Genomic DNA, 21950 nt, shown 5'->3' with positions numbered 1-21950 from the left:
TTCTCCAACTTTCGCTCCGCAATGCAGGAGCAACCCCCCACAAGGCGACGCACGGCTCAGAGCCTCGACGCGTGGGGCGTCCACCAGGATGCGTGACCGGCGGAAGCCGGTGACCCGCCCCTGACGGGCGGATCACCGGTGCGGGATCACCAGTCGCCGTCGCCGCCCTCGTCCTCGTCGCCCTCGAAGATCTCCTCGACGATCTCGCCCGCCACCAGTCCGCCGACCACGCCGGCGGCGCCGGCCGCGGCCACCGTGCCCCAGCCCGGCCCGCCGCGGTGCTCCTCGTGGTGGCCGTAACCGTGGTGATCGCCGTGACCGTGATGGTCGCCGTAGCCGTGGTGGTCGCCGTGCCCGAAGGACGAGTGGGCGTGGGACGCCAGGCCGGACAGCCAGCGGTCGAGCTCGCCGGGCCAGTCGGTGCGCAGGGCGTCGGCGTGGCTGACGGTGAAGCGGCCGATCGCGTCGCCGGAGTAGCGGCCGGCGCGCTTGTCGGCCTCCAGGACCACCTCCAGCCCCGACGGGTCGGCCACGAAGGTCACTTCGAGCTCGCCGAGCACGCCGGCGTACCGGCCGGCCGGGTAGAACTCGATCTCCTGGTAGAACGGCAGCGTCTGGTGCACGCCGTACAGGTGGCCGGCCTCCAGGTCGGCGGACTTGAACGCGAAGCCGAGCTGCAGCAGTGCCTCCAGGATGCGCAGCTGGGAGGGCAGCGGCTCGACCGCGACCTCGTCGAGGTCGCCCTTGTCGACCGCCTTGGCGATGGCGAGCTCGGTGCGCACGCCCAGCGCCATGCCGTGCAGCGGCTGCCCGCCGATCCGGCTGATCGGCGCCTCCCACGGCACGCCGATCTCGAAGGGGATCGTGCGCTCCTCGCCCTGGCGCAGCACGAACGGGCCGGACACCTGGACGCGGGAGAACTCCCCCGCCCCCGCGTGCTCGCCGTCGCCGTGCTCGAACTCCACGCGGGCGACCAGGCCGAGGGTGACGTGCTCGATCTCGGCGTCGAAGTCGCCGCCCTTGAGCCGTACCTCGCCCGACAGCGTGCCACCCGGCTGGACGCGCGGGGTCGCCAGGACGGTGTCCACGGAGGGCGCGCCGACGCCGAAGGCACCCAGCATGCGTTTGAAGACCACGGCTTTGTTCTCCCTGTCGAAGATCGAAATGTGTGCAGCCGACCCGCACAACGATCTCCGGCGTGCCCCGGTTCCGGACATAGCGAAAACGCATGCCGGGGCGTCGGCGAAGGGGCGGGAACGGCGGGATCCCGGAGCGCGGCGCGTGTGCCGCCCTCCGGGATCCCGACGTGTCCCGGTCTACCTGACGCCGCGTCTGCCGTAGAGGCCCGCCGCCAGGGCCACCCCCAGACCGGCGAGCACCACTTGGATGACCAGTTCGATCCAGTCGATGCCGCGGGTGTCCGCGACGCCGACCGCGGCGGCGACCGCGGTGCCGATGAGGGCCGCGACGATGCCGATCACGATGGTGAGCCAGATGGGAATGCTCTGACGGCCCGGCACGACCAGCCGGCCGAGGACGCCGATGACAAGCCCGATGATGAGGGCGGAGATGATGCCGGTGACTTCCACGCTGCACGCTCCCGTTCTGCCGCGCCGGGTGTCGCCGCCCCTCGTGGGGGGAGGAGCGGCCCCCGGCCTGACAGCGCCATTGCTTCCCTGCCTCATCTCAAAGAAACCGGATGGCTCAGCCTGATATCGGTTCATGGCGGACAGGATCGACGGGTTTGTGCCGTTCACGATGGTGGCGGGACGGGCCGCCGATGCCTACACTGCGGGCACACCCCACGAACAGCAGACGCGAACGAACGGCGCACCGAACCCCTCCTCAGGAGCCCTTTGTGACCGTCAGACGAATCGTGCTGCACGCCCTGCTCGCCGTGACGACCGCGGCGACCGCCGCGACCGCGGCCTCACCGGCGTCCGCCACCGCCTTCACCCTGACCAGCACCGCCTTCACCGAGGGCGGCCTCATCCCGAAGGTGCACGAGTGCACCAGCGGCGGCCAGACCGACCCCGGCCGCCGCAACGAGTCCCCGCCCCTGACCTGGAACGGCGGCCCGGCCGGGACCCGCGGCTACGCCCTGGTCATGAGAGACCTCGACAACAACAACCTCATCCACTGGGTGATCTACGACATCCCGGCGGGCGTGACCTCGCTGCCGCAGAACGTCGAGCACGCCTACCGGCCGGCGACCCCCGCCGGAGCCCGGCAGGTCTACTACCGCGGCAGCGCGAGCCTGTACGGCTACCAGGGGCCGTGCTCGCCCTGGTCGGTCAACACCTACCAGTTCACCGTGCACGCCCTCGACCGGGCCGTGCTGTCGGAACTGACGTCCTCCTCGTCCACGACGACCGCGGCGAGGGTGATCTCCGGCGCGTCCCTGGGGACGGCCGTGCTGTCCGGCGAGTCCTGACCCCTCGGGGATCAGGCGGAGGTCATCCGTCCCGCCGGCGGCTCGTGTCCGCGGGCGGGACGGGACCGCACGAAGGTCCGGATCCGTTCGGCGACGACGTCCGGGGCGTTCAGGTCGGGGGCGTTGTGGTCGAGCCCGGCGACGATCTCGTGGCAGGCGTCGGGCATGACGTGGGCCAGGCGGGCGAGCACGCCGGTGAGGTAGCCGGGGGACCTGCCGCCGCCGAGCAGCAGCGTCGGGGAGTCGACGCCCGTGTACCTGGCGCCGTCGGAGTCCAGCCGGAGGATCTCGCCGATCTCGGCCGGGGTCGTCGCCATCATCGCCCGCGCGTCCCGCCCTTCGGACCCGCGCAGCAGCAGGAACGCCAGCGCGTGGAACACCGGCGCCGGGGCGTCGCCGACGGGGGTCAGGCGGGTGCCCTTGAGGAAGGCCGCCATCGCCGCCGTGCGCCTGCCCTCCTCCAGCAGGCGGTTGAACGCCGGCACCCAGTGGGCGGGGAAGGAACCGTCGATGCTCACGCCGGGTTCGTGGACCATGAGCGCGTCCACCCGCCGGCGCAGCCCGAGGTGCAGGGCGACGAGGCCGCCGTAGCTGTGCCCGAAGACCAGGCGCGCACCCGTGTGGTTCATGACGGCGAGGGCGTCGTCGACCTCCGTCTCCACGCTGTAGGCCGGGCCCTGCGGGCCGCTGGAGCCGCGTCCGCGCCGTTCGATCACGTGCACGCTGTGTGTGCCGGACAGCTCCCGCGCCAGGGCCCCGTAGTGGTGGGCGCGCCGGTTGTTCCCGGGGATCACCAGCAGCCCGGGGCCTCGCCCGGCGCTGAGCAGGGCGATCGTCGTCCCGTCCCGCGAGGTCACTTCCGCCGGCTGCCACTGCGTCGCCATCCTGCCGCCCATCCCGTCCTGCCTTCACGTCGGTGGAGACAGCAGCATGGCCGCCCGCGCTGGTACCCGGCTGTCAGGACGCTGGCAGGTCAGCCGAGGGCGCGGTCGAGGTTGAAGGCGGCGCTGATCAGGGCCAGGTGGGTGAACGCCTGCGGGAAGTTGCCCTGCTGCTCGCCCGTACGGCCGATCTCCTCGGCGTACAGGCCGAGGTGGTTGGCGTAGGTCAGCATCTTCTCGAAGGCCAGGCGGGCCTCCTCCACCCGGCCGGCGCGGACCAGCGCCTCGACGTACCAGAAGGAGCAGATGGAGAACGTGCCCTCCTGGCCGCGCAGGCCGTCGGGGCTGGCGTCGGGGTCGTAGCGGTAGACCAGCGAGTCGGACACCAGGTCGGCGGTGAGCGCGTCGAGGGTGGACAGCCATTTCGGGTCGGTGGGCGAGACGAACTTGGCCAGCGGCATCATCAGCAGCGCCGCGTCGAGCACGTCGTCGTCCTCGTGCTGGACGAACGCCTGCCGCACGTCGGACCAGCCGTGCGCCATGATCTGCCGGTAGAGGTCGTCGCGGGCCGCGCGCCAGTGGGGGATGTCGGCGGGCAGGCCCCGGTGGGCGGCCATGCGCATGGCGCGTTCGATGGCGACCCAGCACATCAGCCGGGAGTACAGGAACTTCTTGCGCCCGCCCCTGGTCTCCCAGACGCCCTCGTCGGGCTGGTCCCAGTTGTCGCAGACCCAGTCGACCAGGGCGCAGACGGCGTTCCAGTGGTCGCTGGAGATGGGCTTGCCCCATTTGTCGTAGAGGTAGACGGAGTCGAGGAGGGCGCCGTAGATGTCGAGCTGGAGCTGGTCGGCGGCGGCGTTTCCGACGCGTACGGGGGCCGAGCCGCGGTAGCCCTCCAGGTGGTCGAGCTGCCGTTCGGGCAGGTCGGTGCGGCCGTCGATGCCGTACATGATCTGGAGGGGGCCGTTGGGTCCGGCGCCGCGCAGGCTGACGTACCGGGTCAGGAACGACATGAACGCCTCCGCCTCGCCGGTGAAGCCGAGCCGGAGCAGGGCGTAGACGCAGAAGGCGGCGTCGCGGATCCAGAGGTAACGGTAGTCCCAGTTGCGCTCGCCGCCGATCAGCTCGGGCAGGCTGGTCGTCGGCGCGGCGACGATGGCGCCGGTCGGCGCGTACGTCAGCAGCTTGAGCGTCAGCGCCGAGCGGTGGACCATCTCCCGCCACCTGCCCCGGTAGCGAGAGGCCGACAGCCATTTGCGCCAGAACGTCACCGTGGCGGTCAGCTGCTCCTCCGCCTCGACGTGCGGGCACCCGAGCGGCGGGACCTCGGCCTCGACCCGGTCGAGCGCGAACACCTCCGACTCGCCCTCCGCGAGGGTGAAGGCCGCCCGCACGTCGCGGCCGTCGGACTCGACCGGCACGGTGGCGCTCAGCGCGAGCGTCAGGTGGGCCGACTCGAAGACGGTCAGGCCGTCGGCCTCGCGGACGGTGTGCGGGTCGGCGCCGTAGCCGAAGCGGGGGGCCACCCGCGCGTGGAAGGGCAGCGAGCCGCGCACGCAGAGCACCCGCCGGATCAGCCGCTGCCGTCCGCGGCCGCCCGGCTCGCCGATGATCGGCATGAAGTCCTGGATCTCGCCCACTCCGCTCTCGGTGAAGAAGCGGGTGATGAGCACGTTGGTGTCGGGGAAGTAGAACTGCTTGGTCCGCGCCGGCACGTCGGTGGCCAGCTCGAACGCCCCGCCCCGGTCGGCGTCGAGGATCGCGGCGAAGACGCTGGGCGAGTCGAAGGCCGGGCAGCAGTACCAGTCGATGGTCCCGTTGGTGCCGACGAGGGCCACGCTGCGCAGATCGCCGATGAGGCCGTGCTCGGCGATCGGCAGGTAGCGGTCACCGTCTGCTCCACCCATCGCAGCAGTTCTCCCAGGTCAGGGCGGTACTCAAACCTCGGGCACGGCTTCCTCCGCCGCGGCCAGGCGGCGGCGCAGGTAGGCGCGTCCGGGCTCGCTGGTGGCCGCCCGCAGCGCCGTCCGGTACGCCTCGGCGGCCTCGGGCAGGCGGCCGAGCCGGTGCAGCAGGTCGGCGCGGGCCACCAGGTAGGGGTGGTGGTCGCGCAGCCGCCGCTCCCCCGCGAGCTCCTCCAGCAGTGCCAGCCCGGCCTCGGGCCCGTCGCGCATGGCCACGGCGACAGCCCGGTTCAGCGCCACCACCGGGGAGGGGTCGAGCGCGAGCAGCACGTCGTACAGGGCCACGATCTGCGGCCAGTCGGTCGTGGCCAGGTCGGGGGCCTCGTCGTGGAGCGCCGCGATCGCGGCCTGGACGGCGTACGGGCCCGGCGGGCCGCCGCTGAGCGCGGTCACCACCAGCGCCGCCCCCTCCTCGATCATGGCCCGGTCCCAGAGGCCGCGGTCCTGCTCGTCGAGCAGCACCGGCTCGCCCCCAGGCCCGGTACGGGCCTCGCGCCGCGCGTGCACCAGCAGCAGCAACGCCAGCAGCCCGGCGACCTCCCGCTCGGCGGGCAGCAGCCGGCGCAGGATCCGGGCCAGCCTGATCGCCTCCTCGGCCAGGTCGAGCCGCTGGAGGTGGGGGCCCGAGCTGGCCGCGTAGCCCTCGGTGAAGATCGAGTAGATGACCTGGAGCACGCCGGGAACCCGTTCCGGCAGCTCGTCGGCGTCGGGCACGCGGAACGGGACGCGCGCCTCCCGGATCTTCTTCTTGGCCCGGACGATGCGCTTGGCCATCGTCTGGGCCGGCACCAGGTAGGCCCGCGCCACCTCGGGGGTGGTCAGGCCGGCCAGGCAGCGCAACGTCAGCGCGCCCCGGTCCTCGGCGGGCAGCGCGGGGTGGGCGCAGGTGAAGAAGAGTCGCAGGCGTTCGTCGGGCAGGCCGCCGTCCTCGCCTGCGGGGGCCTCGGGGCCGGCCCGCTCGGCCTCGGCCGCCAGGACGGCCAGCCGGGTGGCGAGCGCCTGCTCCCGCCTGAGCCGGTCGACCGCCCTGCGCCGGGCCGTGGTCATCAGCCACGCGCCCGGATTGGGCGGCACGCCCTCGGCCGGCCAGTGTCTCAGCGCCGCCTCGACGGCGTCGGAGGTGACCTCCTCGGCCAGGTCGAGGTCGCCGAAGCGGCGGACGAGCGCGGCCAGCAACCGGCCGCGCTCCTCACGGAAGACGTCCTCGATCTCACGCACCGAAGACCCCGAAGCGCTCACGCACCGGAGAACTCACGCGTCGAAGTCGGCGACCGGGCGCACCACCACCGAGCCGCCGCCGCGCGCCCCCGGGCAGCGGACGGCCCAGTCGAGGGCGGCGTCGAGGTCGGGCACGTCGATCACGTAGAAGCCGCCCAGGACCTCGTGCGTCTCGGCGTACGGGCCGTCGGTCACGGTGGGCGTGCCGTCGCCGCCCACCCGGACGGTGGTGGCGGTCACCAGGTCGGCCAGCGACTCGCCGGAGACCAGGACGCCCGCCTCCCGGACGGACTTGTCGTAGGCCACCCACTCCTGGAAGTCGCCCGGCTCCTGCTCGTCGGAGGTGCCGGAGTTGATCAGCAGCATGTACTTCACGGTGTTCCCTTTCCGCGGTCGGCGTACGGCGGGGCCGCCGTACGCCATCACCACGAACGGGACCCGCCCGGATGGACATGTCGCGGCGATGAGTTTTCCGACGGCGGCCGGTCATTGCCGGGACACGTCACTTCAGGAGGACCGATGAGCGTACTGGAACAGCGGCTGCGGGGTGTGCTGGGCGGGTTCGTGGAGCGGGGCGAGGTGCCGGGGCTGGTGGGGCTCGTCCACCATCGGGGCGAGCGACCAGCACCTCACCCCATTTTCCGGCAGATAAGGTGGGTATGCGGCGCTTGGGGGGATTTCGCCGCTCACCAGCATGAGGGGGACGGGTGGCGGAATCGTTCGGCACGATGCTGAGGAGCCTGAGACACGCCGCCGGGCTGACCATCGAGGAGCTCTCCCACGCCTCCGGCGTCAGCGTGCGGGCCATCGGCGACATGGAGCGCGGCGCCAGCCGTGGCCCCCAGCGGCGCACCGTCGAGGCCCTGGCCGAGGCGCTGCGGCTGGACGAGCCGCGGCGGACGGCGCTGTCGGACGCCGCCCGCGCCGGCCGTCCCCGCCAGGAGGCCGCCGCGCCGGGCGCCTGCGAGCCGCCCCGCGGCGTGGGCGACTTCACCGGCCGGGAACGGGAGCTGGACCTGCTGCGCGACCTGGCCGCCCGGACGGCCGAGGACGCGCCCGCCGTCGTCGCCGCCGTCTCGGGGACCGCCGGCATCGGCAAGACCGCGCTGGCCGTACGCGCCGCCGCGCACCTGGCCGACCTGTTCCCCGACGGCCGCTTCTACCTGGACCTGCGCGGCATGGACCCGGTCCCGCTGGACCCGGGCACGGCGCTGTCCAGGCTGCTCAACGCCCTGGGCGTGGCCGAGCGACGCATCCCGGCCGACGAGGAGGACCGCGCCGGCCACTACCGCGCCCTGCTGCGCGAACGGCGCTGCCTGGTCATCCTGGACAACGCCGCCCACGAGGCCCAGGTGCGCCCGTTGCTGCCCGCGGAGGGCCCGGCGATGACGCTGGTGACCAGCCGCCGCCCGCTGGCCGGGCTCGAAGGCGTCCACCAGCTGCCGCTGGCGCATCTGGCCGCCGGGGAGTCGGCCGCGCTGCTGCGCGCGATCGTCGGCGCCGAGCGTGCCGAGGCCGACCCGGACGGGGTGGCACTGGTGGCCGACCTGTGCGGGAACCTGCCGCTGGCGCTGCGCATCGCCGGCAACCGGCTGCAGAGCAGGCCCGGCTGGACCCCCGGGAATCTGGCCGCCCGCCTCGGCGACGAGGGACGCCGGGTGGAGTCGCTGGCCGCCGGCGACCTGTCGGTGGCGGCGGCCTTCGCGCTGTCGTACCGGCAGCTCTCGGCGCCCGCGCGGCGCGCCTTCCGCCGTCTGGCGCTGGCCGCCGCGCCGGACTTCGGGGTGCCGATGACGGCGGTCCTCGCCGAGCTCGGCCCGGACGACGCCGAGGACGCCCTGGAGGAGCTGGTCGACCTGGGGCTGCTGCAGTCGCCGTATCCCGGCCGCTACCGCTTCCACGATCTCGTACGGCTGTTCGCCCGCGCCCGGCTGTCCGAGGAGGAGTCCATGTCGGCTCAGCGGCAGGCGCGGCGGCGGATGGACGACTGGCTGCTGGAGGTGGCAACCGTCGCCGGACGCTGGTTCGAGCCGGACTACGGCGCGCCGCCGCCCGGCTGGAGCTCGCTGGTCGAGCTGGACAGCGCCCGGCAGGCGCAGGAATGGCTCCAGGCCGAGGGCACGGCATGGCTGGCGGCGCTGCGGCAGGCGGCCCGCGTCGGCGAGCACGCGCGGGTCGTCGAGGTGGCCGAGGCCATGCACTGGTTCTCCGACCTGTGGATGCACTGGGGACACTGGCCCGAGGTGTTCGAGCTGTCGTCCGCGGCCGCCCGCGCGACGGGCGACCGCGCGCAGGAGGCGGTGCACCTCAACTACCTGTCCTGGGCGCGGACGTACTGCCAGGGCCGGTACGCCGAGGGCGAGCGCACCGCGCTGCGCGCGCTGGAGCTGGCCCGCGAGGTCGGCGACGTGCGCCAACAGGGCTGGGCCCTGACCTACGCCACCTGGGCGCTGTGGGGTCGCGACGACCGGCCCGCCCTGGAGACCGGCCTGGAGCACGCGCGGCGGGCGGCGGAGTGCTTCCGCCTGGCCGGCGACCCGGAGGGCTACGCCCAGGCCGTGCTCAGCGTCGGGAACGGCCTGCGCAGGCTCGGCCGCATCGAGGAGGCCGTACGGCACGGGCTGGAGGTGCTGGAACGGCTGCGCGACCCGGCGTTCGGCGGCACGCCGGTCATCGTCGCCCACGCCGTCGGCGCGGCGCTGGACCTGCTGAGCGACGGCTACTTCGCGCTCGGCCGCTGGCAGGAGGCCGCCGACCACTATCGCGAGGCGCTGGTAGAGCTGCGCAAGCGCCCGATCAACCGGGCCACGGCCCATACGCTGACGAACCTGGGCCGGGCGCTGGTCGAGCTGGGACGGCTGGAGGAGGCCCGCGAGGCGTTCCAGGAGGCCCAGGAGCTGTACGAAGCCTCCGCCGACACCGTCCGCGCCGCCCGCGTGGCCGCCGAGCTCGCCCGGCTCAGCCCGGTCGCGACCCCGGGGGCCACCGGCTGAACCAGGCCGGGCGCGCGCCGGTCAGGGCTCCACGAAGCGTTCGACGAAGGTCAGGGCAGTGCCGCAGACCTCGCGCCAGCCGCTGTCCACGGTCATCGAGTGCCCGCGCCCCGGCAGCTCGACGATCTCGGTCAGGTGGTGCCGGTTGCGCGCCTGGCGCAGGTAGGAGGCGTGCGCGGCGGCCCACGGGACCGTGCGGTCCATCTCGCCGGTGATCAGCAGCAGCGGCCCCCGGTCCGGCGCCGTGCCGTCGAGGCTCCACGGGTCGGCCGCCTCCCCCGCCGGGACGGCGTACGTCTCGTACAGCCGCCTGGCCTCCTCCTCCCCGACGGCGTTGGCCACGGCGTGCCGGAACCGCCCGTACGTGAGCGTCCCGCGGAACGGCGCCGGGCTGATCGCCACGCAGGCGCAGGCCAGCCCGCGCCCGGCGAGGATCTGCGCGACCAGGCCGCCGGCGGCGTGGCCGACGACGGCGGGCCGGCGGGTCAGTCCCCCGACCAGCCCCGCGAAGTGCGCCGCCGCCTCGCCGTCCGCCGGCCAGGCCGGGATCACGGGGACGAACCCCGCCTGTCCGAACACCTCGGCCCAGGGCTCCCAGCTCTCGGCCAGCAGCCACGGATCGTGCACGAAGACGACCGGGACCCGGCCGGTGGCGTTGGCGTGGCGTACCTGGTCGAGGTCGTAGGCGGAGGACATGGCGCGGCGGGTCAGCTCTCGTGCAGGGCCCGGCGCAGCGTGCCCACGGCCAGCTCGATCGCCGACTCGGCCGCGTACGTGCCGCGCAGCGCGTTGAGCATGACGAAGTCGTGGATGATGCCCTGGTAACGCACGGCGGTCACGGGCACCCCGGCCTCGCGCAGCTTGGCGGCGTACGCCTCGCCCTCGTCCCGCAGCACGTCCGCCTCGCCGGTGATGACCAGCGCCGGCGGCAGGCCGGTCAGCTCCTCGACGGTGGCCCGCAGGGGGGACGCGGTGATCTCGGCGCGCTCGGCGGCCGAGGTCGTGTACTGGTCCCAGAACCACTGCATGCCGTCGCGGCGCAGGAAGTAGCCCTCGGCGAACTGCCGGTAGGAGCCGGTGTCGAAGGAGGCGTCGGTCACCGGGTAGAAGAGCACCTGCCCGCGCAGCGACAGCCCGCCGCGCTGCTTGGCCATGATGGTCAGCGCGGCGGTCATGTTGCCGCCGACGGAGTCGCCGGCCACCGCCAGGCGCGTGGCGTCCAGGCCCTTGGAGGCGCCGTCGGTGACGATCCAGCGGGCGACCGTCCAGTTCTGCTCGATGGCGACCGGGTAGCGGTGCTCGGGCGACAGGTCGTACTCGGGGAAGACCACGGCGGCGCCGGCGCCGGTCGCCAGCTCGCGGACCAGCCGGTCGTGGGTGTGGGCGTTGCCGAAGACCCAGCCCGCGCCGTGGATGTAGATGATCACGGGAAGGTCGCCGGTGCTGCCGGCGGGCCGCACGATGCGGGCCCTGACCTCGCCGGTGGGGCCGCCGGGGACCGTCACCCACTCCTCGTCCACGGCGGGCAGCTCGACCGGGCCGGACTGGACCTCGTTCACGGCCTTGCGGCCCTCCTCCGGCGGGAGCTGGAACAGGTACGGCGGCTCGGCGGTGGCCTCGGCGAACGCCTGGGCGGCGGGTTCCAGGACAGGCTTGATCATGATCACTCCAGGAAGAAGGGGTGGGAAGCAGGGGGGCCGTCATCCATCAAAGCGACCGTCCCGGGGAAAGACGAGGCGGAACCACAGGCAGAAGTACGTTTCCGCCTCGTGCACGCGAGCGGCCGGGCTGTTGGATCGCTACCGGGGCCGACCGGTCCCCTTTGCCCAGAGAAGGAGCCTTTCCCATGACGGAGAGCATCACCCCGACGGTCGTCCTCGTGCACGGCGCGTTCGCCGACGCGGCGAGCTGGACCGGCGTCATCGCCGAGCTCCAGCGGGACGGCATCCCCGTGGTCGCGCCGCCCAACCCGCTGCGCGGCCTGGCCTCCGACGCCGCCTACGTCGCCTCCGTGGCGGCCCAGATCGACGGCCCGGTCGTGCTGGTCGGCCACTCCTACGGCGGCGCGATCATCACCGTGGCCGGCACGGCGGACAACGTCGTCGGCCTCGTCTACGTCGCCGCGTACGTCCTGGAGGAGGGCGAGAGCCTGGCCGAGCTCCAGGGACGCTTCCCCGAGCCGCCGCTCGGCGCGAGCCTGCGGCAGGCGTCCTACCCGCTGGCCGGCGGCGGCACCGCCGTGGAGCTCACCATCGCCGCCGACGCCTTCCCCGAGGTCTTCGCCGCGGACGTGCCCGCCGACGTCACCCGCGTCCTGGCGGTGGCGCAGCGGCCGCTGGCGGCCGGGGCGTTCACCGAGCCGGCGGCCACGACGGCCTGGCGGGCCAAGCCGTCGTGGGCCGTCGTCGCGGACGCCGACCAGGCCATCAACCCCGACGTGCAGCGGTTCGGCGCCGAGCGGGCCGGCGCGACCGCCGTCGAGGTCGCGGGCGCCTCGCACGCGGTCGCGGTGTCCCGGCCGAAGGAGGTCGCCGACGTGATCCGCGCGGCCGTCCGCGCCACCTCCTGACGGCAGCCAAGGCCGCCAGGAGGCGGGTGGAGGCCGGGTGGTCAGGACTGCTTGCCGAGGCCCTGGAAGCGGCTCTCGATGAAGTCGCCCCAGGTGGAGTTCAGCGTCATCAGCTCGCCGTCCACCATCTTCCACTGGCGGGCCTTGTGCTGCGGGTAGGCGAAGAGCACCGACGACAGGCGCTCGTAGCCGGCGGGCATCGGCCTGGTGTGCACCCGGTGCGTGGACGGCCGGAACCGCCCGTCGGAGGCGCTGGTGAGCATCCGGCCGATGTTGCAGAGCACGACGTCGGTCCCGGCGATCACCGGCTCGACCCAGGTGCCGTCGTGCAGCACGTACTGCAGGCCCTGGTCGGACGGGGGAAGCTGGAGGCCGAGCATCTGGATGCCGGAGTGCTCGTGGGCCAGCACCTGGCGGTCGCCCACGTCCCGGTAGTGGATCACCCGCAGGTTCGTCGCGTCGTGCGACAGGTCCAGCTCGGGCGTGCCCGGCGGCATCATCCCCCGGACGACCTCGCCGAAGAGCGAGATCAGCCGGAAGGCGATGTCGAACACCTCGGCGGCGCGGGTGCCGAACGCCGGGAAGGCCCGCAGCACGTCACCCGCCCCGGGCGGCTGGTCGCCGATCATGGCGCCGCTGACGTGGATGAACTCCTTCGGGTCGGGCACGCCGTTGGCCAGGCGCGGGATCTCCGAGTTGTACGGGAAGAACCCGTGCGTGCCGCCGACGGCGAGCTGCGGGACGACGTCGTAGGCGTAGTCGGACAGGGCGGGCCCGGTCGCCCGGCAGGCCGCGGCGAAGTCGTTCATCATGGCCGCTACGCGCTCGCCGATGCCGGGCACCTCCGCGGCCATGAAGCCCCATCCGGTCAGCTGCGACCTGATGGCGTCGGTGGCGGCGGCCATGTCCGCCTCGATGTCGTGCAGCCTGACGACGGGAGCGCGGCCGCTGAGTTCCATGAGAGGGACGTCCATTGTCACTCCGTTTCTCGATGACCGATCGGGATGGTTCGTCGTACGTGCTACGTGCCGGTGCCGCTCAGGTGGCTCGGGATGCGGGCGGCGGGGTCGAGGCCGAGACGCTGGGCGACCAGGGCGACCTCGGTGCGGTTGGAGCAGTTGAACTTGACGAGCAGGTTCGAGATGTGGCGCTTGACGCCGTGGATGGAGATGCCCATCGCGCGGGCGATCTGGTGGTTGCTCATGCCGCGCAGCAGCAGCGCCAGGACCATGTGCTCGCGTTCGGTCAGGCGTCCGAGCAGGTCGGGGCCGCTTCTGGACGGGGCGGGCGCGTCGCCGCGCAGCAGCCGATCGAAGGTGCCCGACAAGCCCGCGACATTGATCTCGTCCCACAGCAGGCAACCGGCCAGGCCGTACCGCTGGGCGACGCAGGGCGCGAGCTCCTCCCCCTGCCGCACCATGGCCAGGATGCGCGGGCGGGCCCGGCAGGGGCGTCCGCCGAGCACGTCCGCCAGGACGGCGAGCGGGATCACCGCCACGTCGAAGTCCTCGCCGGCCAGCAGCAGCCTGGCCTCCGCCGAGCTGCGCACGACCGCGACCCCGGCCACGTTCGACACCTTCATCAGCAGCGGCGGGAGCCCGTAGAAGGAGACCTCGTCCTCGGCGAGCCAGAAGACGGACAGCCTGGAGCACCTCGCACGGAGGCTGGAAGGGGAGGCCGGGATCGGCTGGCCGGCCTCCAGCGTGATGGCACTCATCGCATGATCCTCTCTGCGTCGGCGAACGGCGGTCGGTCGGTACGCGGCGGCGGCTCTCTCGGTCGTGGGACTCGTCAGTCTCGGCGTCTCACCAGGTGGAAGGAGAAGTCGGTGCCCCTGTGGTAGTCCTGCGAATACAGCAGCGGCCGTCCGGCGCTGTCGTGGTGGGTCTGGAGCAGCAGCAGCCAGGCGCCGCCGTCCTCGGGGGTGCCGATGCGCTCGGCCTGGGCGTGGCTGAGGGTCACCGCCCTGACCTGGGCGACGGCGTAGGCGATGGTGTGGCCGTACTCGGTGAGGAGCTGGAACAGCGACCCCGTCCAGTCCACCTCGTCCATGGGGCGGCCGATGAGGGAGCGCGGGAACAGGTCGATCGAGTACAGCAGCGCGTCGTCCCGGTGCCGGCGCAGGCGTTCCAGCCGGACGATGGCCTCGCCGGGCGGGAGTTGCAGCAGCTCGCGCTGGTGGCGGTCCGGCTCGGTGGCCACGACGTCGAGGACGGTGTTGTCGGCCGTGAACCCCCGGCTGGCCAGCATCTCGGTCACGCCTTCGAGGCGGGTCAGCGGCCGGTCCAGGCTGGGCTGGGTGGTGAGGTAGCGGCCGTCGCCGTGCCTGGCCTGGATGAGCCCTTCCTGCTCCAGGAGCTTGAACGCCTCCCTGATGCTGGTGCGCCCGACGTCGAACAGGGTCATGAGCTCGTTCTCCGACGGCAGCCTGTCACCGGGGCGCAACCCCTGTTCGACGATCAGGGCGTGCAGCCGGTCACGGATCTGGATGGCCAGGGTGGGATGACGTCGTGTCACGCGGGTCTCTCCTGCACGGACGGACCGCGGAGCGGGGCGATGCCGAGCTCGGCGGCCGATGGGTAGCTGGGGGCACAGAACCGGCGCGTGACCGAGACGGTCGCCACCTGGCAGGCGAGCCGGACGCCGCGCACCAGGCCCGCGCCGGCGCAGAGGGCGGCCGCCAGGGCGCCGGTGAAGGCGTCACCCGCGCCGGTGGTGTCCACAACGCGCACGCTGGGGACGTCGATCAGCATAGTGCCGCCGTCGTCGGCGATCTCGGCGCCGTGCTCGCCGCGGGTGACGACGACGGCGCGGCCCCTGGTCCGGCCGCGCAGGTCGTCCAGGTCGCCGGGGGTCGGCCCGGCCAGGGCGGCCAGCTCGCCCTCGTTGAGCACCAGCAGGTCGGCCCGGGCCAGCAGCTCCTTCCCGGTCCCTTCGCGGAACGGGCCCGCCGGGCTGGGGTTGAGCAGGACGCGCACGCCCGCCGGGGCGGCCGTCGCGGCGGCGTAGGAGATCTCCAGCGGGATCTCGCCCTGGAGGACGAGCACGGACCCGGTGGGCAGTCCGGCGGCGACGGCGGCCGCCTGGGCGGGCGGCAGCAGGTCGGCGGCCCCCGGCCAGGTCATCACCATCTGCCTGCCGCCGGAGTCGACGTAGACGAAGCTGCGCCCGGTCGCCACGCCGACGGCCGTGGTGCAGTCGCCGACCTCGATGCCCTCGGCGCGCAGCTCGGCCAGCGCCACCGGCCGGGCGGCGTCGTCGCCGAGGCAGCCGACGAACCGGGCGGGTGCGCCCAGCCGCGCGGCGGCCACGGCCACGTTCGCGGCCTTGCCGCCGTGCGCGGTGGCGTAGTCGGCGGCGTTGACGCTCTCGCCCGGCTCCGGCAGGTGGTCGCCGAACATGTACAGGTCGACGATGTAGGCGCCGATCGCGACGACGGTCACGAGCCCAGCCCCAGGGCGCAGGGCGCGATGCTGTCGGCGTCGACGGTCACGCGCACGTCGGGGTGGCGGTGCGCGAAGGTGACCGGGAGCAGCACGTCCGGCTCGGTGGTGAGCAGGAGGACCCGGACGATGTAGCGCTTCCAGGCGCCGCCGTCGGTGACGAGGTGCAGCCGGCGGGCGGAGAGGATCTCCGACATGCCGACGGTGATCGCCATGCGCGGGATCGCCTGCGTGTAGCCGCCGGTCACACGGTGGGAGTGGGCCACGATCGTGTCGTCGAGCAGGGGGACGACGCGCGTGGTCGAGGCGGCGAACTCCTCGGCGGTGTACTGGTGCCAGCGCGTGGACGGCGGCTCGTTGAAGGCCAGGTGCCCCCGGTAGCCGAAGCCCGCGAAGCAGGTGTCGGCGCCGCCCGCGCCGCGCAGGCGCTCGCCGAACGCGTCGGGGTCGAACACGTCGGGGAAGACGACGTTGTCGGGGTGGGGCCGCAGGTCGGGGTCGAGGAGCTCGTAGAGGTTGCGGTCGCAGTAGCCGCGGAAGCTGAAGGGATGCGAGGGGTCCACCGGCCGGCCCTGCCAGTCGAGGAACTCGTCCATGTGGAAGGCGAACACGTCGGCCCAGCTGATGCGCTCCTCGTTGCAGATGCGCGCGAGGATCGGGTACTGCGCCTTCGGTCCCACGGGCAGGATCCAGCGGGTGGGCTCGCCGCGCATGTTGCGGGCGCGTAACTCGTCGGCCATCTCGCGGGCCAGCCGGTAGTAGAGCTCGGTCGTGTCGGGGTAGACGGTCAGCGGGTGGCGGGCGATGGCCGCCACGTCCTCGGCGGGCATGGACAACAGCTCGTCGGTCAATTCGGCCGACGTGCGGGGATAGGGGTAGTCGAGGTGCCTCGCGCTGGCGGTGGTCACGTCACTCCTCACTCACAAGCTGCGGGAGAGCAGGAATCGGGACAGGACGTTGCGGGTGATTCGCCTGATGTCACCGTCACAGCAGGCGAGACTGGTCACCCAGTTGACGGATCCGGCGGCGAAGACCGCGCCGCCTGATCCGAGCCGTCGCAGGGTCATGTCGGCGCGTACGGTCTCCGCGCCGGTTCCGGCCTCCTCGGTAGGGGGCCGGTAGTGGTGGCTGTGGCCGCCCGCGGAGGTCGCGAGCAGCAGGGTGTCCGGTGGGGTGCCGAGCTCGGGCGCGGCCCGGTCGATCTCGTCCCCGGCCGCCCCGCCGAGCGCGAGCCCGCAGCAGCCAACCGGGTCGGTCCCGACGCCCTCGAAGACCCAGGACGCCTCCTCCCGGTGGCTGTCGGGCAGCCGGGTGTACCCGGGTGCGGGCCCCCACCCCTGGGCGGCGAAGCCGACGCCGAGCAGCTCCTGCGGCGCGAGGCCGCGGTGCCGCCAGAGGCCGCCGGGCTCGCCGGTGGAGGTCAGCACGTCCTCGCCGGGCTCGTCGTCCCACCAGTCGCCGACGTGGCCGCGGCGGACCTCGATGGCGTGCGGGTGACGGGGATCGACGCCGGTCACCCAGTAGAACCCGTTGCCGCCCAGGTACATGAGCCGGCCGCCGCCCGACACGTACGCGCCGAAGGCCGCGCGGCCGGGGGCGGTGACGTACTCGGGGTGGCTGCCGGTCAGGACGACGCGGTAGGCGGACAGCAGGTCGGCGCCGCCTTCGTGCACGTCCTCGTCGGCCAGCACGTCGAAGGCGAACCCCGCCGAACGCAGCCAGCGCAGCAGCAGCAGGTCGGCGGCGAAGTGGCGTGGCGCGCCGGTCATCCACCAGCGGTAGCCGGGGGTGAGGTTGAGCACCGGGCGGAGCCTGGAGGAGTGGGTGACGTGGCCGCCCTCTCTCCGCTGGTCGTACAGGGACAGGCCGAGCTCGCGGTGCTCGTTGAGGTAGGCGTCCACCGGGGAGAGCGTGATCACGCGGTCGGTGACCCGCCTGTAGTCCCCGAAGTACTCGGCCTCGCTGGACTGCCGGTGGTTGGCGTAGGCGAGGTAGGTGAACGTGGGCAGGACGACCGCGACCGGGCTCCTGCGCGTCCCGTCCGGGCGCACCACCACGGGGAGGACGCACGACTGGCCCCGGGTGCGCAGGCGCACGCCGAGCACGGTGGAGCCGGCGTCCTCGGGGACGGTCAGCTCGCACGTCACCGGCCAGCGGGCGTCGTCGAGGTCCTCCGGGCTGACCTGAAGCGCGGTGCGGGCGACGCCTCCCGGCCCGATCAGCCCGGCGAGCGGCCGGTTGACGGCGTTCGCGTGGCGCCCGTTCCCGCTGACGTCCGGGACGACGGGGGCGCCGGGCCCGGCGGAGGGGTCCCAGAGGGCCAGCAGGTCGGGGCCGAGGTGTTTGACCAGCTCGGGAGCGGTGGCCAGGTCGCGCAGCGGGGCGTGTCCCGGGGTGGTGAGCAGGCCGTCCGTCACCATCGGGAGGGCGATCCGGCCCGCGTACGGGTGCTCGTCGCCGGCCCCGATCCGCAGCTCGCCGGACGTGGACGGCAGCGGCAGGCGGGCCCGGCCGGCGCTCACGCCCGGGGTGCGGAAGTCGTTCAGGTGCAGGACGGTCATCAGCGGCGCCGCGTCCCACGCCACGGCCAGCAGCGACCACTCCCCCGCCGGGACGGCCGCGCGCAGGCGGCAGCCCATGCTCCCGGAGGGCGTCAGCACGGTCGCCTCCGGCCGGCCCTCCTCGTCGAGCGCCAGCAGCAGCCGCCAGCCGGAGGCGCCCAGACGGGCCACGACCTGGCGCGCCCCGAGCCGCTTGGGACGGATCCACAGGGCCAGGCCGCCCCGGGGAGGCGTCGGCACCGAGGCCGCCTCCAGCCGGGAGCCGGGCCGCAGCGGCCGGGGCTCGATCGTCACGGGCACGGCCGGGGTCAGGTCGCCCTCCCGCACGAGGTCCACGAGGGCGACGTCCGCCTCCCCGGACGGACCCGAGGCGTGTACGGTCAGCCGCTCGCCGGGGGCGGCCGACCAGCGGTCGGCGTACCCCATCAGGCGAGGCTCCCGGTCGATGGCCATCACGCGTCTCCTCGCCGGTAGGGGATGCCGACGTAGGCCGGCATGCGGAGCCGTTGGGCGACCGTGACCAGCACCAGGAGCGTGGTGAGGTACGGCGTGGCGTACACGAGCTGGGTGGGGACCGAGTCGGTGCCCTGGAAGAGCGCGAAGGCGGCGGCGCCGAGCAGCGCCAGTGTCGCGGCCGGGCGCAGCCGCGTGCGGACGAGCACGATCGCCGCGACCCAGGCCAGCACGGCCCCGAGGAGCAGCAGCACGTGCACCGCGCTCGCCTGGCGCAGTTGCAGCGCGTCGGCGTAGCCGAACAGCAGGGCCCCCGCCGCCGTGCCGGTCGGGCGCCAGTTGCCGAAGATCATGGCGGCCAGCCCGATGAAGCCCCGGCCGCCGGTCTGGCCCTCACGGTAGACGGTCGAGGAGACGGTGACCAGGTAGGCCCCGCCGAGCCCGGCCAGCCCGCCGGAGACCAGCACGCCGTAGTACCGCATCCGCAGCACCGGGACGCCGAGCGAGTCCGCCGCCGCGGGATGCTCGCCCGCCGAACGCAGCCGCAGCCCGAACGCGGTCCGCCAGAGCAGCACGAAACTCAGCGGGACCAGCGCGACGGCGACCACGGTCAGCAGCGAGACCTCGTGCAGGAACCCCCGCACGATCCCGGCGAGGTCGGACACCAGGAAGAACCGGCCGCGCTCCAGCCCGCCCAGGAGATCGGGCGAGCCCCCGCCGCCCGCCAGGACGGGCACGCTCACCGTGCCGATCGACCCGCGCACCGGCGGCGACTGGGTGGCCCCCGCCCCCGGCAGGCCGCTGAAGGCGATGACCGACATGAACCGGGCCACGCCCACGGCCAGGATGTTGATCGCGATGCCGCAGACGACCTGGTCGACCCCGAACGTCACGGTGACGACCGCGTGCAGCAGCCCCGCGGCGACCCCGCCGAGCGTGCCGGCCAGCACCCCGGCCCAGACGCCGTACGCGTACCCGGCCCAGGCGCCGCAGACCGTCCCGATGATCATCATGCCCTCGATGCCGAGGTTGGCGACGCCCGCGCGCTCGCTCCACAGGCCGCTGAGCCCGGCGAGCCCGATGGGGACCGCCAGCCGCAGCGCCGCCCCCATGACGCCCGACCCGGTGAGCTCGTCGGCGCCGGTGAACACCCTGACCGCCGACATCGCCAGCAGCAGGACGAGCGCGGCCCGCCACCACCGGTACCGTGCCGTGCTCACGCGGACGGCTCCAGCGCCGGGGAGGCCTGCTCCCGTACGAGCCGCTCGGCGCGTCTGCGTTCCACGCGCCGCGCCACCTCGTAGGCGACCACGACGCTGAGCACGATGACGCCCTGCATGATCGTGACGATCTCCTTGGGGATGCCCTCGATGTCGAGGATCAGCGCCGACCGTTCCAGGAACCCGAAGAGCAGGGCGGCCAGCGCGATGCCCGCCGGCGTGTTGCGGCCGAGCAGGGCCACGGCGATCCCGGTGAAGCCCGCGCCGGAGGGGAAGTCCATGCCGTACCGGTAGGTCTGGCCCAGCAGGTCGGGCAGCCCGGCCAGGCCCGCCAGGCCGCCGGACAACAACATCGTCACCAGGATCATCCGGCGCGGGTCGATGCCCTGGACGCGCGCCGCCACCGGGTTCAGGCCGCCGGCCTTCAGCTCGTAGCCGTAGCGGGTGCGGGTGAGCATCAGGTGCACGGCCACCCCCAGCACGACCGCGGCGAGCGCGGCCGAGCCGAGCTGGTCGCCCGAGGGCAGCGTGAGCTGGGGCAGCCGGGCCGACGGCGGCAGCTCCGGCGTCGAACCGGAGGTGCTGCCGGCGGCGAAGACCTCGGCCAGCAGGTAGGCGACGACGGCGGTGGCGACGTAGTTCAGCAGCAGCGTGGACAGCACCTCGGAGACGCCGCGCCACACCTTGAGCACCGCGGCGATCCCCGCCCACAGGGCCCCGGCCAGCACGGCGACCAGGCAGACGAACGCCAGGTGCAGCGGGCCCGGCAGCCGCACGGCCGTCCCGGCGACCGCCGCGAACAGCGCGGCCACGTGGTACTGGCCCTCGACCCCGATGTTGAACAGCTTCATCCGGAAGGTGACGGCCACGGCGAGGGCGGCGAAGAAGTAGACGGCCGCCCGGTTCACCGCCGAGACGAGCGAGTCCGGCCGGACCCCGAACTCCAGCATCGTCAGGTACGTCCGCCCCGGCGCGGCCCCCACCGCGGCCAGCAGCGCGGTGGCGACCGTGAGCGCGATCAGCAGCGCGAGCGCCGGCACGGCGAGCACGCCCACCGCCTCCCGGCCCGCCGCCCGCGCCCGGCTCACCGGCTCTCCGCCGGCCTGACGGGCACCTTGATCTGGCCCGAGACGATCTGCTTGCGCAGCTCCTCCAGCCGCGGCTGGATGTCGGTGAGCTCGCCGCCGCTGGTGGCGTAGCCGACGCCGCCCTCCTTGAGCCCGAACTCGCGCACCCCGGCGATCGGCCGGCCCGCCGCCGCGTCCCGGACGATGCTCAGCACCGCGACGTCGAGCTGCTTGGTGGCGCTGGTGAGGATCACCCCGGCGAGCCCCGGATCGACCGTCTTCCGCTGGTCGACGTCGACGCCGATCGCCCACTTGCCGGCCGCCTTGGCCGCCTGGAAGACGCCGAGCCCGGACGCGCCGGCGGCGTGGTAGACGACGTCGGCGCCGCCGTCGTACATGCCGCGGGCCGCCTCCTGGGCCTTGTCGGGCGCGGAGAAGCCGCTGAAGTCGGGCGGCTGGGACATGAACACGCTGGAGAGCTGGATCGCGGGTTTCACCGCGCGGGCGCCGGCCTCGTACCCGGCGAGGAACTTCTCCTGCGGCGGCGTCTGCACCCCGCCGACGAAGCCGATCCTCCCGGTGGCGGACTTGAGCGCGGCCGCCGCACCGACCAGGTAGCTGGCCTGCTCCTCGCGGAACACCACGTTGGTGACGTTGGGCAGCTTCACGGTGGCGTCGTCGATGATGACGAACTGGGTGCGGGGGAAGGCGGGGGCGACCTTAGCCAGCGGCTGGGCGTAGAAGAAGCCGACGGCCAGCACCGGGTTGTGGCCGGTCTGGGCCAGCAGCCGCAGGATCTCCTCCAGGTCGGACCCGGCGGCGTTGGGGCTGAGCTCCTTGGCGGTGACGCCCAGCTCGGCCTTCGCGCGGTCGACGCCGGCCCCCACCGAGTCGTTGAAGGACCTGTCTCCGCGTCCGCCGCGGCTGAAGGCGACGCCGACCGAGGTGGCGCCCTTCGTCCCGGCGGCGGGGCCGCCGGCGGAGTCGACGGCGGTGCAGGCGGCGAGCGAGCACAGCGCCGCGCAGAGGGCGAGGACGCGGACGAGCACAGGGGCAGCGGCTAATCGGGGCACTGGGGCACCTCTCAGACGGGACGCCCGCGCCTGGCGCGGGCCCTGGCGGCCTGCCTCCGCAGGCCGATCCTGGC

Annotated in this window: 20 protein-coding genes; 3 read left to right on the top strand and 17 right to left on the bottom strand. The window is 73.7% G+C overall.

Features of this window, described 5'->3' with window-relative positions; genetic code table 11:
• Positions 1-146: 146 nt before the first annotated feature.
• Together ABZ815_RS06690 and ABZ815_RS06685 are read right to left on the bottom strand one after the other, a co-directional pair.
• Positions 147-1136: a sporulation protein gene (locus ABZ815_RS06690; RefSeq protein WP_357694758.1), complete on the bottom strand. Its 990-nt coding sequence runs from the start codon at positions 1134-1136 to the stop codon at positions 147-149.
• A gap of 180 nt (positions 1137-1316) precedes the next feature.
• Positions 1317-1589, bottom strand: a complete 273-nt coding sequence (locus ABZ815_RS06685) for a GlsB/YeaQ/YmgE family stress response membrane protein (protein WP_357694757.1) — start codon at positions 1587-1589, stop codon at positions 1317-1319.
• A gap of 269 nt (positions 1590-1858) precedes the next feature.
• Here ABZ815_RS06685 and ABZ815_RS06680 point away from each other — a divergent pair, with 269 nt between their 5' ends.
• On the top strand, positions 1859-2434 hold the full coding sequence (locus ABZ815_RS06680; protein WP_357694755.1) for a YbhB/YbcL family Raf kinase inhibitor-like protein: 576 nt from the start codon (positions 1859-1861) through the stop codon (positions 2432-2434).
• Positions 2435-2445: 11 nt separating this feature from the next.
• Here the strand turns inward: ABZ815_RS06680 and ABZ815_RS06675 are convergent, their stop codons facing one another.
• The 4 genes from ABZ815_RS06675 to ABZ815_RS06660 all read right to left on the bottom strand — a co-directional run bounded on the left by ABZ815_RS06675 (position 2446) and on the right by ABZ815_RS06660 (position 6863).
• Complete coding sequence (locus ABZ815_RS06675) at positions 2446-3330, bottom strand: alpha/beta hydrolase (RefSeq protein ID WP_357694753.1); 885 nt, start codon at positions 3328-3330, stop codon at positions 2446-2448.
• Between the two features lie 77 nt (positions 3331-3407).
• On the bottom strand, positions 3408-5222 hold the full coding sequence (locus tag ABZ815_RS06670; protein ID WP_357694751.1) for a glycoside hydrolase family 15 protein: 1815 nt from the start codon (positions 5220-5222) through the stop codon (positions 3408-3410).
• 30 nt (positions 5223-5252) lie between these two features.
• Positions 5253-6497, bottom strand: a complete 1245-nt coding sequence (locus ABZ815_RS06665; RefSeq protein WP_357694749.1) for a DUF6596 domain-containing protein — start codon at positions 6495-6497, stop codon at positions 5253-5255.
• Between the two features lie 33 nt (positions 6498-6530).
• The gene (locus ABZ815_RS06660; RefSeq protein ID WP_357695403.1) at positions 6531-6863 is read right to left on the bottom strand and encodes a YciI family protein; all 333 of its coding nucleotides are present in this window, start codon (positions 6861-6863) and stop codon (positions 6531-6533) included.
• Positions 6864-7204: 341 nt separating this feature from the next.
• Here ABZ815_RS06660 and ABZ815_RS06655 point away from each other — a divergent pair, with 341 nt between their 5' ends.
• Positions 7205-9490 carry a tetratricopeptide repeat protein gene (locus ABZ815_RS06655; RefSeq protein WP_357694747.1) on the top strand — a complete coding sequence of 762 codons (2286 nt, stop codon included), beginning with the start codon at positions 7205-7207 and terminating at the stop codon, positions 9488-9490.
• 21 nt (positions 9491-9511) lie between these two features.
• Here the strand turns inward: ABZ815_RS06655 and ABZ815_RS06650 are convergent, their stop codons facing one another.
• Together ABZ815_RS06650 and ABZ815_RS06645 are read right to left on the bottom strand one after the other, a co-directional pair.
• Positions 9512-10186 carry an alpha/beta fold hydrolase gene (locus ABZ815_RS06650; RefSeq protein ID WP_357694745.1) on the bottom strand — a complete coding sequence of 225 codons (675 nt, stop codon included), beginning with the start codon at positions 10184-10186 and terminating at the stop codon, positions 9512-9514.
• 11 nt (positions 10187-10197) lie between these two features.
• A complete protein-coding gene (locus tag ABZ815_RS06645; protein ID WP_357694743.1) occupies positions 10198-11157 on the bottom strand; it encodes an alpha/beta hydrolase in 960 nt (319 codons plus the stop codon).
• A 179-nt stretch (positions 11158-11336) separates the two neighbouring features.
• Between ABZ815_RS06645 and ABZ815_RS06640 the strand changes: the two genes are divergently transcribed.
• Positions 11337-12059, top strand: coding sequence for an alpha/beta hydrolase (locus ABZ815_RS06640; protein ID WP_357694741.1), 723 nt, complete (start codon positions 11337-11339; stop codon positions 12057-12059).
• 41 nt (positions 12060-12100) lie between these two features.
• On the opposite strand, the gene ABZ815_RS06635 is transcribed toward ABZ815_RS06640, so the two are convergent.
• From ABZ815_RS06635 to ABZ815_RS06595, 9 genes are all read right to left on the bottom strand, one after another.
• Positions 12101-13033: a hypothetical protein gene (locus ABZ815_RS06635; RefSeq protein WP_357694739.1), complete on the bottom strand. Its 933-nt coding sequence runs from the start codon at positions 13031-13033 to the stop codon at positions 12101-12103.
• Between the two features lie 47 nt (positions 13034-13080).
• Positions 13081-13776 (bottom strand): LuxR C-terminal-related transcriptional regulator, encoded by a 696-nt coding sequence (locus ABZ815_RS06630; protein WP_357694737.1) that lies wholly within the window; start codon positions 13774-13776, stop codon positions 13081-13083.
• A 74-nt stretch (positions 13777-13850) separates the two neighbouring features.
• Entirely contained in the window at positions 13851-14576 is a 726-nt protein-coding gene (locus ABZ815_RS06625; RefSeq protein ID WP_357694735.1) for a GntR family transcriptional regulator, read from the bottom strand.
• Positions 14573-15502 carry a PfkB family carbohydrate kinase gene (locus ABZ815_RS06620; RefSeq protein WP_357694733.1) on the bottom strand — a complete coding sequence of 310 codons (930 nt, stop codon included), beginning with the start codon at positions 15500-15502 and terminating at the stop codon, positions 14573-14575. The genes ABZ815_RS06625 and ABZ815_RS06620 overlap by 4 nt, the downstream gene beginning before the upstream one ends.
• Positions 15499-16410, bottom strand: coding sequence for a hypothetical protein (locus tag ABZ815_RS06615; protein WP_357694731.1), 912 nt, complete (start codon positions 16408-16410; stop codon positions 15499-15501). The genes ABZ815_RS06620 and ABZ815_RS06615 overlap by 4 nt, the downstream gene beginning before the upstream one ends.
• 12 nt (positions 16411-16422) lie before the next feature.
• Complete coding sequence (locus ABZ815_RS06610; RefSeq protein WP_357694729.1) at positions 16423-18516, bottom strand: N,N-dimethylformamidase beta subunit family domain-containing protein; 2094 nt, start codon at positions 18514-18516, stop codon at positions 16423-16425.
• Positions 18516-19736, bottom strand: a complete 1221-nt coding sequence (locus ABZ815_RS06605) for an ABC transporter permease (RefSeq protein ID WP_357694727.1) — start codon at positions 19734-19736, stop codon at positions 18516-18518. The genes ABZ815_RS06610 and ABZ815_RS06605 overlap by 1 nt, the downstream gene beginning before the upstream one ends.
• Complete coding sequence (locus tag ABZ815_RS06600; RefSeq protein ID WP_357694725.1) at positions 19733-20824, bottom strand: ABC transporter permease; 1092 nt, start codon at positions 20822-20824, stop codon at positions 19733-19735. Before ABZ815_RS06600 ends, ABZ815_RS06605 begins: the two co-directional genes overlap by 4 nt.
• Complete coding sequence (locus ABZ815_RS06595) at positions 20821-21876, bottom strand: BMP family ABC transporter substrate-binding protein (RefSeq protein WP_357694723.1); 1056 nt, start codon at positions 21874-21876, stop codon at positions 20821-20823. The genes ABZ815_RS06600 and ABZ815_RS06595 overlap by 4 nt, the downstream gene beginning before the upstream one ends.
• Positions 21877-21950: the final 74 nt, after the last annotated feature.

The sequence above is a fragment of the Nonomuraea sp. NPDC047529 genome, from assembly GCF_040642995.1.
In the GTDB taxonomy this organism is placed as follows: domain Bacteria; phylum Actinomycetota; class Actinomycetes; order Streptosporangiales; family Streptosporangiaceae; genus Nonomuraea.
This window is presented reverse-complemented; position numbering and strand designations above follow the sequence as displayed.

Coding starts and splice junctions, on each gene's coding strand:
- ABZ815_RS06675 (WP_357694753.1), bottom strand. CDS start 3,330: ATGGGCGGCAGGATGGCGACGCAGTGGCAGCCGGCGGAAGTGACCTCG.
- ABZ815_RS06670 (WP_357694751.1), bottom strand. CDS start 5,222: ATGGGTGGAGCAGACGGTGACCGCTACCTGCCGATCGCCGAGCACGGC.
- ABZ815_RS06660 (WP_357695403.1), bottom strand. CDS start 6,863: ATGCTGCTGATCAACTCCGGCACCTCCGACGAGCAGGAGCCGGGCGAC.
- ABZ815_RS06650 (WP_357694745.1), bottom strand. CDS start 10,186: ATGTCCTCCGCCTACGACCTCGACCAGGTACGCCACGCCAACGCCACC.
- ABZ815_RS06640 (WP_357694741.1), top strand. CDS start 11,337: ATGACGGAGAGCATCACCCCGACGGTCGTCCTCGTGCACGGCGCGTTC.
- ABZ815_RS06635 (WP_357694739.1), bottom strand. CDS start 13,033: ATGGACGTCCCTCTCATGGAACTCAGCGGCCGCGCTCCCGTCGTCAGG.
- ABZ815_RS06630 (WP_357694737.1), bottom strand. CDS start 13,776: ATGAGTGCCATCACGCTGGAGGCCGGCCAGCCGATCCCGGCCTCCCCT.
- ABZ815_RS06610 (WP_357694729.1), bottom strand. CDS start 18,516: ATGGCCATCGACCGGGAGCCTCGCCTGATGGGGTACGCCGACCGCTGG.